Annotated in this window: 12 protein-coding genes and 2 pseudogenes; 2 read left to right on the top strand and 12 right to left on the bottom strand. The window is 70.3% G+C overall.

Annotation, left to right across the window (positions count from 1 at the left end; all coding sequences use genetic code 11):
• The 3 genes and pseudogenes from BR85_RS15735 to BR85_RS13840 form a co-directional block, all read right to left on the bottom strand.
• Positions 1–258, bottom strand: a pseudogene (locus tag BR85_RS15735) (IS30 family transposase); the annotation flags it as partial.
• A gap of 59 nt (positions 259–317) precedes the next feature.
• A pseudogene (locus BR85_RS15560) lies at positions 318–845 on the bottom strand (IS3 family transposase); the annotation flags it as partial.
• Positions 846–892: 47 nt separating this feature from the next.
• The gene (locus BR85_RS13840) at positions 893–1,177 is read right to left on the bottom strand and encodes a transposase (RefSeq protein WP_028497202.1); all 285 of its coding nucleotides are present in this window, start codon (positions 1,175–1,177) and stop codon (positions 893–895) included.
• Positions 1,178–1,290: 113 nt separating this feature from the next.
• Between BR85_RS13840 and BR85_RS13835 the strand changes: the two genes are divergently transcribed.
• A complete protein-coding gene (locus BR85_RS13835) occupies positions 1,291–1,833 on the top strand; it encodes a hypothetical protein (protein WP_155947987.1) in 543 nt (180 codons plus the stop codon).
• 82 nt (positions 1,834–1,915) lie between these two features.
• On the opposite strand, the gene BR85_RS15485 is transcribed toward BR85_RS13835, so the two are convergent.
• From BR85_RS15485 to BR85_RS13820, 4 genes are all read right to left on the bottom strand, one after another.
• The gene (locus BR85_RS15485) at positions 1,916–2,077 is read right to left on the bottom strand and encodes a hypothetical protein (protein WP_155947986.1); all 162 of its coding nucleotides are present in this window, start codon (positions 2,075–2,077) and stop codon (positions 1,916–1,918) included.
• Positions 2,078–2,214: 137 nt separating this feature from the next.
• Positions 2,215–2,487: a DUF1905 domain-containing protein gene (locus tag BR85_RS13830; protein ID WP_028497200.1), complete on the bottom strand. Its 273-nt coding sequence runs from the start codon at positions 2,485–2,487 to the stop codon at positions 2,215–2,217.
• A 291-nt stretch (positions 2,488–2,778) separates the two neighbouring features.
• Positions 2,779–3,942 carry an acyl-CoA dehydrogenase family protein gene (locus BR85_RS13825; protein ID WP_028497199.1) on the bottom strand — a complete coding sequence of 388 codons (1,164 nt, stop codon included), beginning with the start codon at positions 3,940–3,942 and terminating at the stop codon, positions 2,779–2,781.
• Positions 3,943–4,112: 170 nt separating this feature from the next.
• On the bottom strand, positions 4,113–5,135 hold the full coding sequence (locus BR85_RS13820) for a M15 family metallopeptidase (RefSeq protein WP_081782823.1): 1,023 nt from the start codon (positions 5,133–5,135) through the stop codon (positions 4,113–4,115).
• 117 nt (positions 5,136–5,252) lie between these two features.
• Here BR85_RS13820 and BR85_RS13815 point away from each other — a divergent pair, with 117 nt between their 5' ends.
• A complete protein-coding gene (locus BR85_RS13815) occupies positions 5,253–6,314 on the top strand; it encodes an Rv2578c family radical SAM protein (protein WP_028497197.1) in 1,062 nt (353 codons plus the stop codon).
• Positions 6,315–6,326: 12 nt separating this feature from the next.
• Here the strand turns inward: BR85_RS13815 and BR85_RS15000 are convergent, their stop codons facing one another.
• From BR85_RS15000 to BR85_RS13790, 5 genes are all read right to left on the bottom strand, one after another.
• Positions 6,327–6,989 (bottom strand): hypothetical protein, encoded by a 663-nt coding sequence (locus BR85_RS15000; RefSeq protein WP_028497196.1) that lies wholly within the window; start codon positions 6,987–6,989, stop codon positions 6,327–6,329.
• Positions 6,990–7,168: 179 nt separating this feature from the next.
• Positions 7,169–9,391 carry a DEAD/DEAH box helicase gene (locus BR85_RS13805; RefSeq protein ID WP_028497195.1) on the bottom strand — a complete coding sequence of 741 codons (2,223 nt, stop codon included), beginning with the start codon at positions 9,389–9,391 and terminating at the stop codon, positions 7,169–7,171.
• 389 nt (positions 9,392–9,780) lie between these two features.
• Complete coding sequence (locus tag BR85_RS13800) at positions 9,781–13,521, bottom strand: efflux RND transporter permease subunit (protein WP_231478740.1); 3,741 nt, start codon at positions 13,519–13,521, stop codon at positions 9,781–9,783.
• 103 nt (positions 13,522–13,624) lie between these two features.
• Complete coding sequence (locus tag BR85_RS13795) at positions 13,625–14,002, bottom strand: fluoride efflux transporter FluC (RefSeq protein WP_028497194.1); 378 nt, start codon at positions 14,000–14,002, stop codon at positions 13,625–13,627.
• Positions 13,999–14,427 (bottom strand): fluoride efflux transporter FluC, encoded by a 429-nt coding sequence (locus BR85_RS13790; RefSeq protein ID WP_231478738.1) that lies wholly within the window; start codon positions 14,425–14,427, stop codon positions 13,999–14,001. Before BR85_RS13790 ends, BR85_RS13795 begins: the two co-directional genes overlap by 4 nt.
• Positions 14,428–14,445 lie beyond the last annotated feature (18 nt).

The raw sequence follows: 14,445 nt of genomic DNA, 5'->3' as shown, positions 1-14,445 counted from the left end.
CTCCCGCTCACGGAACGACAAGTACCGGCCTGAAGGGGGCTTGCTCAGATCGAACGGCGGCATGCCGCCAGCGTTGTGGAACCACCGGCCACCGACCGGCTGCGACACCCCGACCCGCGCCGCAGCTTCTTCCGGCAACAACCCCGTCGCAATCTCGACCCAGAACCGATGCTGCACCTCTCGCGGGATCGGAGGCGTGCCCGGAGACCGAAGCCTTGGCCGCACCGCTCGATCTGCCTGCTGTTGTCGTCGAACCATCCAAACACCTCCGATTCAAGGTGTTGCGACGACCAGTTGAATCCGCCTTGCGCTCCTCTGTCGGCGTGGACCACGGTTCCGGGCTCGGGACGGCGCCGCCACCGGGCCATCTCAAGCGCGTCGACGACGATCTCCGCGGTGATTCGGTCCGAGATCGACCAGCCGACGATACGGCGCGAGTAGGCGTCGATCACAGCGGCGCAGTAGACCCATCCGTCCCTCGCGCGGTGCTGCGTGATGTCACAGAACCACAGCCGGTTCGGCGCGTCTGCGCGGAACTGCCGCTTCACGAGATCCTCGTGCGTCGCAGTGTCCGGCTTCCACCCGCGCCGCTTCCGACGGTGCGAGACCCCGACCAGACCGTCCAGTCGCATCAACCGGGCGACGCGTTTGCGGCCGACGTGAACGCCGAGACCGAGGCGCAGCTCGGCGAGCACGCGCGGAGCACCATAGGTCTCGCGGGAGTCGGCGTGGATGCGTCGGATCGTCGTCGTCAACGTCGCATCCGCAACCGCTCGCGGCGACGGCGGCCGGCTCACCCACTCGTAGTAACCGGAGGTCGAGACGTTCAGGAACCGGCAGGCCACCGCGACGGGGACACCGTCAGCGGCGAGCTCCTGGACCAGCCGGAACCCTATTTTGGGAGCACGTTCTCCCTGGCGAAGTACGCCGACGCGCGCTTGAGGATCTCGATCTCCATCTCGAGCACCCGGTTCCGGCGGCGCAGCTCGACAAGCTCCTTGTGCTCATCGGTCGTGACACCGGCCTTGCGGCCGGAGTCGACCGCGTCCCGGTTCATCCAGTTCCGCAAACACGACTCGCTGATCCCAAGATCACGCGCAGTCTGACCGACAGGGCTTCCCTGGGCGACCAGATCCAGGGCTCGACGCCGGAACTCCGGCGGGTGGGCAGCAGGCATCTCACGGACTCCTTCCAAGACGATCATCGCCTCAACTCAGGTGTCCGGGAAACCGGGTCAGGCTCCAAGTTCGTTCGGCAGCGCTGGAGCCGTTGTTCCTGAAGGCTGGGTTCGTGCCGGCACGTGTGGGCTGGGAGCTTGAGCGGGGCGACGTTCGTTGGGGTGTGTTCCTCAGCGTGCTGAGGAAGGAGGGCGGCTACCTGTACTCGGTGCCCGTCTCTGCCGACTTCATCCCGGCCGGCGATCTCGCTCCACTCATCCATCCCGGCATTAATCAGTTCCCAGGCGCGGCCGAAGAGGGCTATCGCATCGAGGACTACGAAGACGAAGATCCCCTCGTCGTCGACGTACGTGAGGTGATTCTCCCGATGATCGCTCAGTCGAGGTCCGCGACCGACGTGATTGACGCCTGGCTGGACGGAAACCTCGGAAGCGCGCACTGGTCACGGGCCTATCGGATCTCGCACGGGTGGAGCCTGGCAAAGAGGTACGGCTTTGATGATCAGGGCGCCCGCGCTGAGCGCATAGTCGCGGAGGGCCGCTGGTCGGCCTTCGATCGAGCAGACTTCAAGTACAACGGAATGCCAGTCCGGGGATGGTCGACAGAGCGACGAGGGCCGACCTGGTTTCAGCGCACCATCGAAGCTCTCGGCTAGTCGACAACGCATCGACACCAAAACCGACGGACGCCTGGCGGTCGTTCAGCGGACGCGATCTCGCCACCGCGTGGGGCGCGTGTCATCCGGCCGCGTTGCGGATCAGCCACTCCTGGTCTCGATAGCCATCGTCTTGTCCATCGGGATGGTCTGCCGCGTCGACGGACTCAATCATCTGGTCGAACGGGATAGGCGGTTCCAGGTTCCGGTACCGCGTGCTGCGCTCGTCGTCCTTCGGATCCATACGGCGATCGTAGCTATGGGGCGGCGCGAACGCGACGACATGCACGCCGACCGGTCGCTGAGCGCGCATTCAGGTCGGCAACCGTTCACGCGATGTCGACCGAGCGCACTTTCCCTGCGGTCACCTCTTCGTGATCGTCACCTCTTCGTGATCGTCACCTCGACCTCGTCACCGATGTCCTTTGCGAGCTGATTGCGAACCTTGGCGTTGAGAGACACCATGTGGCCGCCGGTGCCGGTGGGCATGGCACTGACGTTCTGGAGGACGACGTCGTCGACCCTTGCGTCAACGCGGACGGTCTTGCCTGTGCCGAAATGGCCCGCAGAACCGGGAATCTCAACGCAGCTCCAGGTCTCGCCCTTGACCTCGACACCAATCGTGGTGGTGAACGTCAGATCCTCTGCACCCATGCGCGCCAGCCTACGTGCGGACGACGCCAGCGCCGATATGAGCCGGCACGTTTCGGCGACAAGCTTCGTCGCGCCGCCCAGTGCGGTCCCTCGACCGAACACATCCACGGTGGCCCCACGCGGAGTCGTCACTCCCAGCGGTACTCAGCCCGCAAATGCTCACTAGACCCGCCCGCTGATATGCACGAACAGGGCCGGGTATCCGCACTGACTCACGCGCAACACGTGATGCCCACCGTCAAGGCGGTGAGGGGTCACCACCGGCGACCCCTCACCTCCAACCGAATCCGGTCAGCGCTTCCCCGCCAGCTGCCGACCGACGATCTCGCGCATGATCTCGTTCGTGCCGCCGTAGATGCGGTGCACGCGGGCGTCGAGGAAGGCGCGGGCGATCGGGTACTCGGTGATGTACCCGTAGCCGCCGTGCAGCTGCACGCAGGTGTCGAGCACCTCCCACTCGCGCTCTGTCGCCCAGAACTTGACCTTCGCGGCCTCCTCGGCGGAGAGCTTGCCCTCGGCGTACGCCCTCAGTGCCCTGTCGATGTAGGCCCACAGCGCGTCGACGGTCGTGGCGACGTCGGCGAGCTTGAAGCGGGTGTTCTGGAAGTCGATGATCCGCTCACCGAAGGCCTCGCGGTCCTTCGTGTACGCGAGGGTCCACTCCAGGCCCGCGGCAGCGGCGGCCGCACCGGCGACGCCGATCGACAGGCGCTCAAGCGGCAGGTTCATCATGAGCTGCACGAAGCCCATGCCCTCCTTGCCGCTGATGAGGTTCTCCTCGGGCACGAAGACGTCGGTGAACGACAGCTCCGCGGTGTCGTGCCCCTGGAAGCCCATCTTGTGGAGCTTCTTGCCGTGGTCGAAGCCCTCCATGCCGTTCTCGAGGAGCAGCAGGCTGAACGCGTCGGGGCGGTTGCCCTCGCCGGTCTTGACGAACGTGACGATGAGGTCGGCGGTCTTGCCCGAGGAGATGAACGTCTTCGCGCCGTTGACGATGTAGCCGCCGTCGACCTTCTTCGCGGTCGTCTTGATGCCGCGGAGGTCGGAGCCGGCACCGGGCTCGGTCATCGCGAGCGCGCCGATGATCTCGCCGGTCGCCATGCCGGGCAGCCACTTCTCCTTCTGCGCCTGCGTGCCCATGTGGACGAGGTAAGGAACGGCCAGGTCGTCCTGGATGCCGAACGCGCCGGCGAGCGAACCGGCACCGGCGCGGATGATCTCCTCGTTGACGATCGCGCGGAACCGGTAGTCCTGCAGCATGCCGGCGCCGCCGAACTCCTCCGGCACCGAGAGACCGATGATCCCGGCCGCACCCGCGGCGAGCATGGTCTCGCGGTCGACTTCGCCGGCGGCATCCCACCGCTCGCGCGCCTCGTTCGTGACGTAGCGCTTGACGTACTCCTTGACGACGTCGCGGAACGCCTCGTGGTCCTCGTCGTAGATGTCGCGCTCCATGGGCGCCGTCCTTTCTCGCAGTCTGTCGGCGATAGGGACGTGGCCCCGTCGCCGCGAAGATTCTAGGCCACCCTACGCGCGCACCCGCGACGGATGTGAGATTGCATCTCATGGAAGGCGGGACTGCGTTCCGTCGATTGTGGATACCGTGCGATGCCCCGCATCCGGGGTCAGCCCGCGTAGTCCGGGGCAGGCTCGAGGCCGAAGAACCCCTCCAGCGAGTGGAACCCGCCGTCGCGGTAAGCGCGTGCGAGGTCCACCCCGATGTACCTCAGGTGCCACGGCTCCCACTCGTACCCGGTCACGTCGGTTGCGCCGTCCTCGTAGCGGATGACGAAGCCGAACCGCCAGGCGTTCTCCGCCACCCACACGGCCTGCCGCGTGCCCGCGAACGCCTCGATGCCGCCGCATCCGGATCGGCACGCGACGACGTCGACGGCGAGGCCGGTCTGGTGCTCGCTGTGCCCAGGGCGCGCGCTCGTGAGATCGGCGCGGGCGCGGCCGAGCTCGCCGACATATCCGTTGTAGGTCGACACCTGGCGGTCGTACGAGCGGATGCCGCTGTTGACCCCGAGGATGCCGGCGCCCTCGTCGATCGCCGCGGCCGCGAGCCGGGAGAGTGCGTCGGCGACATCGACGCGCATGTGGCCTCCGCTCGTGCGCGGCACGTCCACTGCTCGCGCCTGCGGTGCGGGCGCGTAGTCGATGGGGTCGAGCGGATGCCGTTTGTTCACGACCACCCAGATGCGCTCCGCGTCGGCGGTGTCGAGGCAGGGGGCGACCCCGGCGCTCACGGCGGCACGGAAGGCGTCGACGCCGCCGACGGCCGCGATCACGTCGGCATCCGTGCCGTCATCGAGGGCGGCGCGGACCGCGTCGTCGCCGCAGACCTCGCCCGCGGGGGGCGGATCGGCGACAGGTTGAGGTGCCACGGCCTGCTGCCCGGGGACCGGCAACGCGGTGGCGAGCGGCGCCGAGATGGACGCGTGGACGCCTTCCAGCGCGTCCCCCTGATCGACCACGGGGCCGGCGATCGCCGCGGACAGGGCGGTCGTGCCGCCGATGAGCAGCGCCGCGCCGACGACGGCGGTGAAACCGAGCCGGAGCCGCCGTGCCCGCCGCTGCCGCGCGCGGCGCGAGACCGCCGCGGACGCGGCGGCGCGACGAACGGGCGGCGACTCGGGGTGAGGCACGCCCCCATTGTCCACCGGCAGCGTCGCGCGCACAGGGACCCCGATGACGCCCGTGTCGCCTCGAATCTTTCGACGATTCACCTTGTCGGAGGTTCGTGTTTATGTTCTACTGTGGTGATGCGGTGGCAGGGACAGGCGATCGGCGCGGAGGATGCCGCGGCGCTCCCCGGTCTGGAGTCGATGGGCGGCCTGGTCCGAAGCGTCACGACGCCGGAGTTCCACGGGATGACCTTCCACGAGGTGCTCGCCAAGTCGGCGCTGAACCACGTGCCCGCGTCGTCGGCGATGCCGTTCTCGTGGACCGTGAACCCGTACCGCGGCTGCAGTCATGCCTGCGTCTACTGCTTTGCCCGCGGAACGCACGAGTACCTCGACCTGGACGCCGGGCGCGACTTCGACTCGCAGATCGTGGTCAAGGTCAACGTCGCGGAGGTGCTGCGGCGCGAGCTCGCCAAGCCGACGTGGCAGCGCGAACCCGTCGCGCTCGGCACCAACACCGACCCGTACCAGCGGGCGGAGGGTCGCTACCGGCTGATGCCCGACATCATCGGGGCCCTCGCCGAAAGCGGCACGTCGTTCTCGGTGCTCACGAAGGGGACGCTGCTCCGCCGCGATCTCCCGTTGCTGAAGGATGCCGCCCACGCCGTCCGGGTCCGGCTCGCGATGTCGATCGCGGTCCCGGACGAGGGCCTCAGACATCTCCTCGAGCCGGGGGCGCCGACGTTCCAGGCGCGGCTCGACACCGTGCGCGCCGCGACCGAGGCGGGGTTCGCGGTGGGCGTCTTCCTCATGCCGATCGTGCCGCACCTCACCGACGGCGTCGACTTGCTCGACGACGCGCTCGCCCGGATCGCGGCATCCGGCGCCGTGCACGTCGTCTTCGGTGCGCTGCACCTGCGGCCGGGCGCGAAGGAGTGGTTCTGGCAGTGGCTCGACCGGGAGCGGCCCGAGCTCGTGCCGGCCTACCGCGGCCTCTACCCGGGGGCGGCGGTGAGCGCGCCGGTGGGCTACCGGAAGTGGCTGGCCGCGCGGGTGCGCCCACTGCTGCGCCGGCACGGACTGCAGGGCGGGCCTGAGGAGGAGGGGGACGCGCCGACCCGGCCCGGCCCCGTCGTCGTCACGACGCGCGGGCGCCGCGCGGCGGCAACGGCCCCGGCCACGGCCCCGGTGCTGTTCTGATCGCAGGCGCGGTCACTCGCCGTTGGCGGCGCGCACACCCTCCAGTGCGGCGGCGGCGAGCTGGCGCGACGAATCGAGGTGGAGCGTGCCGTTGACGGTGACCCAGACGCGGTCGTCGAAGACGTAGGTCACGGTGGTGATGCCGAGCTCGGTGTCGATCTCGCGGGAGAACGACACCCCGCCGCCGACAGCGCCCTCGGTGAAGGTGCCCGCGCCCCGCAGCTCTGCCACGAGACCGTCGCGCGCACTCTCGGTGAGCTCGGCGACGATCACGTTGAAACCGCCGTCGGAGGCGGGGATGCCCCACGTGCAGATCTCCGCCTGCACGGCGGCGCGGACGGCGGTGGTCGCCGCGGGTCCGGCCATCACATCGGCGGGGTCCGCGCCCGATTCGATCGGCACGGCGTTCGGGAAGTGCGCCTGCACGACGGGAAGCGGGATGAGATCGTCGCAGCCCGGGATCTCGAGGGCCTCCGGCTCTGCGGACGGCGACGCGCTCGGCGTCGCGTCACCGCCCGGCGTCGCGGATGGCGACGGCGTGGGGCTCCCACTGGGCGTGGCCACCGTGGGTTCCGGCGTCGGCGACCCGCCGGGCTCCGGCGTGCATGCGGCGAGGAGGAGCGTGGCGCCGATCAGTGCGGCGACAGCTCCAGCGCGAAGCCGGGCGGATGCCATGACCGTAGTGTACGACCGCCTCGCGCGCGGCGCTGGTGTGTCGCCGCGCCCGGCGACGCGGCATCCGGGGCGCGTGCCGGCCGGCATCCACCTGCCCTATGAAAGGGAAGAATCCCCTGCACGGGACGATTCCGGAAGGAACGCCCTGCGCAGGGGATTCTCCTGCAGAGCGGATGCGATCAGGCGTCGACGTTCGCCAGCTGACGGCCAGCGATCTCCTCAAGCACATCGTCCCCGGGGCGCGCGTCCTGGAACGGCGCGTCGATCTCCGCACGCTCGAGCATCTCGGTCATCTTGCGACGACGCTGACGCGTGATGAGCGTCACGACGGTGCCGGAGCGGCCCGCACGGCCGGTGCGGCCGGAGCGGTGCATGTAGGTCTTGTACTCGTCCGGCGGGTCGGCCTGGATGACCAGGTCGATGTCGTCGACGTGGATGCCGCGGGCCGCGACGTCGGTGGCGACGAGGACGCTGACGCGACCCGAGGTGAGACGCTCCAGGTTGCGCGTGCGCTTGGCCTGGTTGAGGTCACCGTGGAGGGCGACCGCGTTGATGCCGAGGTCGTCGAACTGCTCGGCGAGCATCTCCGCGTACGCGCGGGTGCGGGCGAAGACGAGGGTCTTGCCGTCGCGGTCCACGAGCGAGCTGAGGATGTCGGCCTTGTCGCGGTGGTCGATCACGAGCACGCGGTGGTCGATGGTGCCCGAGTCCTGGTCCTCGCCGGCGACCTCGTACACGGCAGGGTCCACGAGGAACTCGTCGACGAGCGCGGCGACCTCGCGGTCGAGCGTCGCGGAGAAGAGCAGCTTCTGCGCGCCGTCCTGGACGAGGCGGAGAATCCGCTGCATCGGCTCGAGGAAGCCGAGCTCGCTCATGTGGTCGGCCTCGTCGAGGACGACGATGCGGACCTCGGAGAGGTCGAGCTTGCGCTGCTCCACCAGGTCTTCGATGCGGCCGGGGGTGCCGATGATGATGTCGACGCCCTTCTTCAGCGCACCGACCTGGCGCGCCTGCGGCACGCCGCCGTAGATCTGCGTCGTGAAGAGGCCGACCGAGCGCGCGATCGGCTGGATCGTGCGATCGATCTGCAGGGCGAGCTCGCGCGTCGGGGCCAGGATGAGCGCCTTCGGCTTGCGGCCGAACTCGCGGCGCTGACCGGCCTGGTCGCGCAGCGTCGACTCGACCAGGGGGGCGCCGAAGGCGATCGTCTTGCCGGAGCCGGTGCGGCCACGGGCCAGGACATCGCGACCCTCGAGGATGGGGGCCACGGTGGCCGCCTGGATGGGGAACGGCGTCGGAGCGCCGAGGTCGGCGAGGACGCGGACGATGTTGTCGCCGAGGCCGAGCGACGAGAACGTCACATCGGCGACCGCTTCGGCCTGGACGGCCTCGGCCTGCAGCTTCTCGTGCACGACGTCGACGTGCGCCTCGTGCGCCTTGGACTTCGTCTCGGCGTTCCAGTCGGAACGGGCCGGACGGTCGAAGGAGCGCGCCGGACGGTCGTCCCGGCGGGGGCGGTCATCGAACGAACGAGCCGGGCGGTCGAACGAGCGCGCGGGGCGGTCGTCGTTCGACCGGCGGGGACGGTCGTCGAACGAACGGGCCGGACGGTCGAAGGAACGGGCCGGGCGGTCGTCGTTGGAACGGGCCGGACGGTCGAACGAGCGCGCCGGGCGGTCATCGTTCGAACGACGAGGACGGTCGTCGAACGAACGCGCGGGACGATCGTCCGAGCGTGCCGGACGATCGAAGGAACGAGCCGGACGGTCGTCGTACGAGCGCGCCGGCCGGTCGTCGGTGCGACGGGGACGATCGTCGAAGGAACGAGCAGGACGGTCGAAGGACCGAGCCGGACGGTCATCGTACGAGCGCGCGGGACGGTCGTCGGTGCGACGCTGGCCGTCGAACGAGCGCGCCGGGCGGTCGAACGAACGAGCCGGACGGTCGTCGGTGCGACGCTGGCCGTCGAACGAGCGCGCCGGGCGGTCGAAGGAACGAGCGGGACGGTCGTCGGTGCGGCGGGGACGGTCGTCGCGGAACGAGGGGCGGCCGTCGCCGGGGCGGCGGTCGTCGCGCGACACGCGGTCGCCGCGCGCGGGGCCGTCGTACGAACGGGCCGGACGATCATCGTACGAGCGTGCCGGGCGGTCATCGGTGCGGGTGTGCGAGCGGATGCCGCGGGCCTCATCGCGGCCGGCACGCTCCTGGGCGGTCCAGCGCTGCTTCTTGCCGGCATCCTCGGTCTCGGGCCGGAAGCCGCGGTGGCTCGGGCTCTTGCTGCCGGGCTTGCCGGCCGAGGCCTGGCCCGGGCGGCGCTTGAGGTCCTGGTAGGAGGTCTTGTTGCCGTAGCGGGGCTCGAAGTTCTGAGCCCGGCCGCCGGCCGGTTTCTTGTTCTTGGGCATGGTGATGTCCTTCTGGGTTGTCTCGTGCGAGAACAGCACTCCTCAGATCGCGCGCTCGCGCGGCCGCACAGCGGCGTGGAGTAACCCGGACATCCGTCGGCCGGGGGCCATTCACAGTGATGGTCGTCGGAGCGGATTCGCTCCCACCATCGGCCCCTTGGACTCACAAACCCATCCGCGAGCGCATCGCGGTGTCCAGAGCCGACTGACCCACTGTACAGGTCCCGCCTGGGAGAGTGCCGACGCCCTCCCCCACGCCCCGCGGCGCCCCTGGTCGAACCCAACGGCGGAGATCCGGCGCCTGTGGGCCGCTGTCCCGCATCCACCCCTCGGATGCGGGACGATCTCCGCCGTTGCGTCGCCGGGGTCGGGCGATGGATGCCGGGAGGTCAGTCCCGGCGCTCGCCCCAGGGCTCGTCGTGATCGGACGCGTCGTGATCGGGCGCGTCGTGCTCCGCGGGGTCGTGCTCCGAGGCGGACGCGTCGTGCTCCGCGCCGTCGAACTCCGGCTCGGGATCGACCTCAGCAGGCTCGCCCGTGTCACCGGCGGACTCCTCGGCGACAGTCTCGCCCGCGTCACCGGCGGACTCCTCGGCGACCGACCACTCCGACTCGGACTCGGACTCGGACGCGGCCACGGCGGACCCCTCGACTGCCTGAGCATCCTCAGGCTCGGACGCAGCCTCGGCCTCGGCCTCGGCCTCGGCCTCGGCGGAACCCGCGGCCACCTCGGCATCCTCAGACACCGGCTCGCCTGGCTCGACCGGCCCCACGGCCTCCACCTCGCCGGCGACGGCAGGCGCCGCGACCGGGATCTCGATGTCCGGGGACTCTTCGATCACCGGCTCGGCGGCGGCGCCACCCTCCGGCGCGAGGACGAGGGCGGGCGCCGTCACGACCGGGATGCCGGCGGTCGCCGCGGCCTCCAGGAGGCGGCGTTCGCGTCGCGTCGTCAGTGCGGCCTCCGTCGGCGCGGCGCCGGTGACGCCCACGCTCGCGGCGACCGGCATCCCGGCACCGGCAAGGGCCGGGGCCCCCACAGGCTGCTCGCCCCGACGCGCGGCGCGGCGCTCGCGGGCGCCCTCGACGAGGTTGTAGAGCGTCGGCAGCACGAGGAGCGTCAGCACGGTCGAGGAGATGAGACCGCCGATGACCACGATCGCGAGCGGCTGCGAGATGAACCCGCCGTGCCCCGTGATCCCGAGCGCCATCGGCGTGAGCGCGAAGATCGTCGCGAGGGCCGTCATGAGGATGGGGCGCAGGCGTCGCGCGCCGCCGGCGACCGTCGCGTCGTGCGCCGACAGCCCCTTCGCGCGGTACTGGTTGACGAGGTCGACCAGGACGATCGCGTTCGTCACGACGATGCCGATGAGCATCAGGACGCCGATGAGCGACGCGACGCCGAGCGGCACGCCCGTCGCGATCTGCAGCAGGATGGCGCCGGTCGCCGCGAACGGCACCGAGATCAGCAGCAGCAGGGGCTGACGCAGCGACTTGAAGGTCGCGACCATGACGATGTAGACGATGAGGATCGCCGCGAGCATCGCGAGTCCGAGCTGCGAGAACGCGTCGGTCTGCTGCGAGAGCACCCCGCCCACCTGGGCGTCGGCTCCGGTCGGCAGCTCGACGTCGGCGAGCGCCGTCGTGACGGTCGCCGACGCGGCGTTGAGGTCGTCCGTCGACGGGGAGACCGTGACGGTCGCGGTGCGCTGCCCGCGCTGCGTCGTGATCGAGGTCGGGCCCTCGCTCTGCTCGACGGTGGCGACCTCGTCGAGGCGGATGAGCCCGGCGGCGCTCGCGATCTGCAGCTCCTTGAGCTCGGCGATCGTGTCGGGGATCGACGCCGCCTGCAGGTAGACCGTCAGCGCGGTCCCGTCGATCTCGACCGACCCGACCTGGCGCGGCTGCATGGTGCTCGACACGAGCGCCCCGACAGCGACCTCGGACAGCCCGCGCGCGGCGGCGCCCGCCCGGTCGACGGTCACGGCGACGTACGGCAGGGAGGCGGACAGGTTCGAGGTCACCTGTCCGACGCCGTCCTCGCCCTCGAGGGATGCGACGACGGCATCCGTCGCCTCCTGCAGCGTCTGCGAGTTCGGCGCCGTGACGTCGATCTCGATGTCGTTGGATCCGAATCCGCCCTGACCGGCGGACACGGAGATCGTGCCGACGTCTTCGAGGTCGGCGACGGCTTCCTGCACGGCTTCGCGGACGGCGATCTGGTCGGCATCCGGGTCGGTCGTGATCGAGTACGTGATGCCGGCGCTGCCGCCGGCGAACGCGTCGCGGATGGCCGACCCGCTCGAGCCGATCGAGGTCTGCACGGTCTCGATGCCGTCGACGGAGAGGAGCGCCTCCTCCACGGTCGCGGCGGCGGTGTCTTCCGCGTCGAGGCTCGGCGCCTGGCCGAGCTCCTGCGTCACGGTGAACGTGTTCTGCCCGGAATCGCCGAGGAAGTTCGTCTTCATGAACGGCGCGGCGGCGGCGGTACCGGCCAGCACCAGCACGGCGAGGAGCAGCGTGACCCAGGAGTGCTTGAGGGTCCAGCGGAGGATCGGGAGGTAGGACTTCTGGAGGCGGGACGGCGGTGCGTCCGGGTCCTCGGGGTCGATCGGGCGTCCCGACCCGTCGACGAGCTGCTTGCCGGGGCGCAGGAACCAGTACGCCAGGACGGGGACGATCGTGAGGGCGACGAGCAGCGACGCCGACATCGCGATCGTGACGGTCATCGCGAACGGGCGGAACAGCTCACCGGTCACGTCGCCCACGAAGGCGATCGGAAGGAAGACCGCGACCGTGGTGATAGTGGATGCCGTGACGGCGGCGGCCACCTCGCGGACGGCGAGCAGGATGGCGGTCCGCTTGTCGGCATCCCCCACGTAATGCCGCTTGATGTTCTCGATGACGACGATCGAGTCGTCCACGACGCGCCCGATCGCGATGGTCAGGGCACCGAGGGTGAGGATGTTGAGCGAGTATCCGAACGCCTGGATGCCGACGAAGGTGATGAGCACGCTCGTCGGGATCGAGATCGCCGTGACGAGCGTCGAGCGCACCGACAGCAGGAACACCAGGATGACGAGCACCGCGAAGACGAGGCCGAGGAGCCCCTCCTGGGCGAGCGCCTCGATCGACTGCTCGATGTAGGGGGCCTGGTCGAACACGATCGTGAACTCGGCGTCGTCGCCGATGGCGTCCTGGAGATCGGGGACGGCGGCCGTCACGAGGCGCGAGACGTCGACGGTGTTGGCGGACGGCAGCTTCGTGATCGAGATGGTCAGCGCCGGCTCGCCGTCGACGCGGGAGATCGAGGTGACCGGGTCCTGGCCGAGGGAGACCTCGGCGACGTCGGCGATTGTCACCGCCCCGCCGGCGAGCTGCTCGGCGGTGCCGGGGACGAGCGGCAGGGCGCCGATCTCGTCGACGGATGCCAGCTTCGCGCCGGTCTGGACGGTGAGCGTCTGCTCGCCCTCGGTCACGGAGCCGCCCGGGAAGAGCAGGCCGTTCTGCTCGAGGGCGTCGGTGATGGCGGTCTGCGTGTACCCGGCGGCGGCGAGTGCGGCCTGATCGGGCACGATCGTGACGCGCTCGCTCTGCCCGCCGATGATCTGCGCGGCGCTGACGCCGGCGATGTCCTCGAGGTCGGGGACGACGCTCGTCTGCAGCTGCGACTCGATCGTGCGCTCGTCGTCGTAGCCGGTGACGGCGAGCGCGATGACGGGGAGGTCGTCGAGCGAGAACGAGACGACGTTGGGCTCGACGCTCTCCGGCAGATCGCCCTTGATGCGGTTGATGGCCTGGAGGATCTTCTGCTCGGCCGTGGCGAGGTCGGTGCCGTAGGTGAAGGACGCCTGGATGATCGAGGCGTTCGTGGTGCTCGTGGCGATCGTCGACTCGAGTCCGGGCACCGCCTGGATCGCCGTCTCGATCGGGGTCGAGACGTCGTTGTTGACGACGTCGGGCGACGCTCCCGGGTAGGTCGTCAGCACCGAGAGCTGCGGGAACTCGATCGACGGGATGAGCTCCTGCTTGAGGCTCGTCAGCGCGAGGCCGCCGAAGATCGCGGCGACGATCGTGATGAGCGCGATGAGCGCGCGGTTCTTCAAGCTCAGGACGGCGAGATTCGACAAGGGAGGCCTTTTCGAGCGGTCGAGGAAGGGCCGCGGACGGCCGACCGATACAGAGGTGTATCGAAGTTCAGTATCCCATGCCCCGCCCGCCGGATCGCCGGTTTCACCGGGGCAGCAGGCCGCCCAGCATGAGCCCGATGGAGGCGGCCACGACGGCCGCGCCGAGCGTGCCGATCAGGTTGAGCCACGCCCAGTCCCGCCGGCCGCGCTGCGCGAGCAGGACGGACTCGACCGACACGGTGCTGAAGGTCGTGAATCCGCCGAGGAGGCCGACCCCGGCGATCGCGAGCCAGCTCGGCGCGAGGAGCGCCCCGAGCCCGGTCAGCAGCCCCAGCAGGAAGGCGCCCGAGACGTTGACGGCGAGGATGCCGAGCGGGAAGGCGCCCGTCCGTCCGCGCATGACGAGGCCGTCGACGACGTACCGCGCGCCGGCGCCGAGGCCGCCCGCGACCACGAGCGCGGCGATCTCGACCCCGTTCACTCCGCCACCTCGGGCGCTTCGACCTCGTCCGGCACGCCGGCCATCTGCCGCCCGGCGATGAGCCCGACCCCGGCCGCGACGGCACCGGCGAACACCGACACCGCGACCAGCAGCATCCCGACCACCGGTGCGGCCGTGAAGGTCGTCACCGCATGCACGGCGAAGGCGCTGTAGGTCGTGAACCCGCCGAGGACCCCGGTGCCGAGGAAGAGGCGCAGCGCGGGATGCCGCTCGGCGAGGCCGCCGACGACGAGGCCGAGCAGGAAGGATCCGGCGATGTTCACGGCCGCCGTCACCGCCGGCACGAGCAGCGGGTGACCGGCATCCAGCGGCAGCGTCAGGGCGGCGCGCGCGCCCACGCCCACCGCTCCACCCGCGACCACCAGCAGGAGGGCGGCCGGGGAGAACCAGCGACCGGATGCCACGGCCCCACGCTAGGGGCG

The sequence above is a fragment of the Microbacterium sp. UNCCL10 genome (assembly GCF_000746195.1).
GTDB lineage: Bacteria > Actinomycetota > Actinomycetes > Actinomycetales > Microbacteriaceae > Microbacterium > Microbacterium saccharophilum.
The sequence above is the reverse complement of the archived record's forward strand: the minus strand, read 5'-3'. Positions and strand labels throughout refer to the sequence as shown.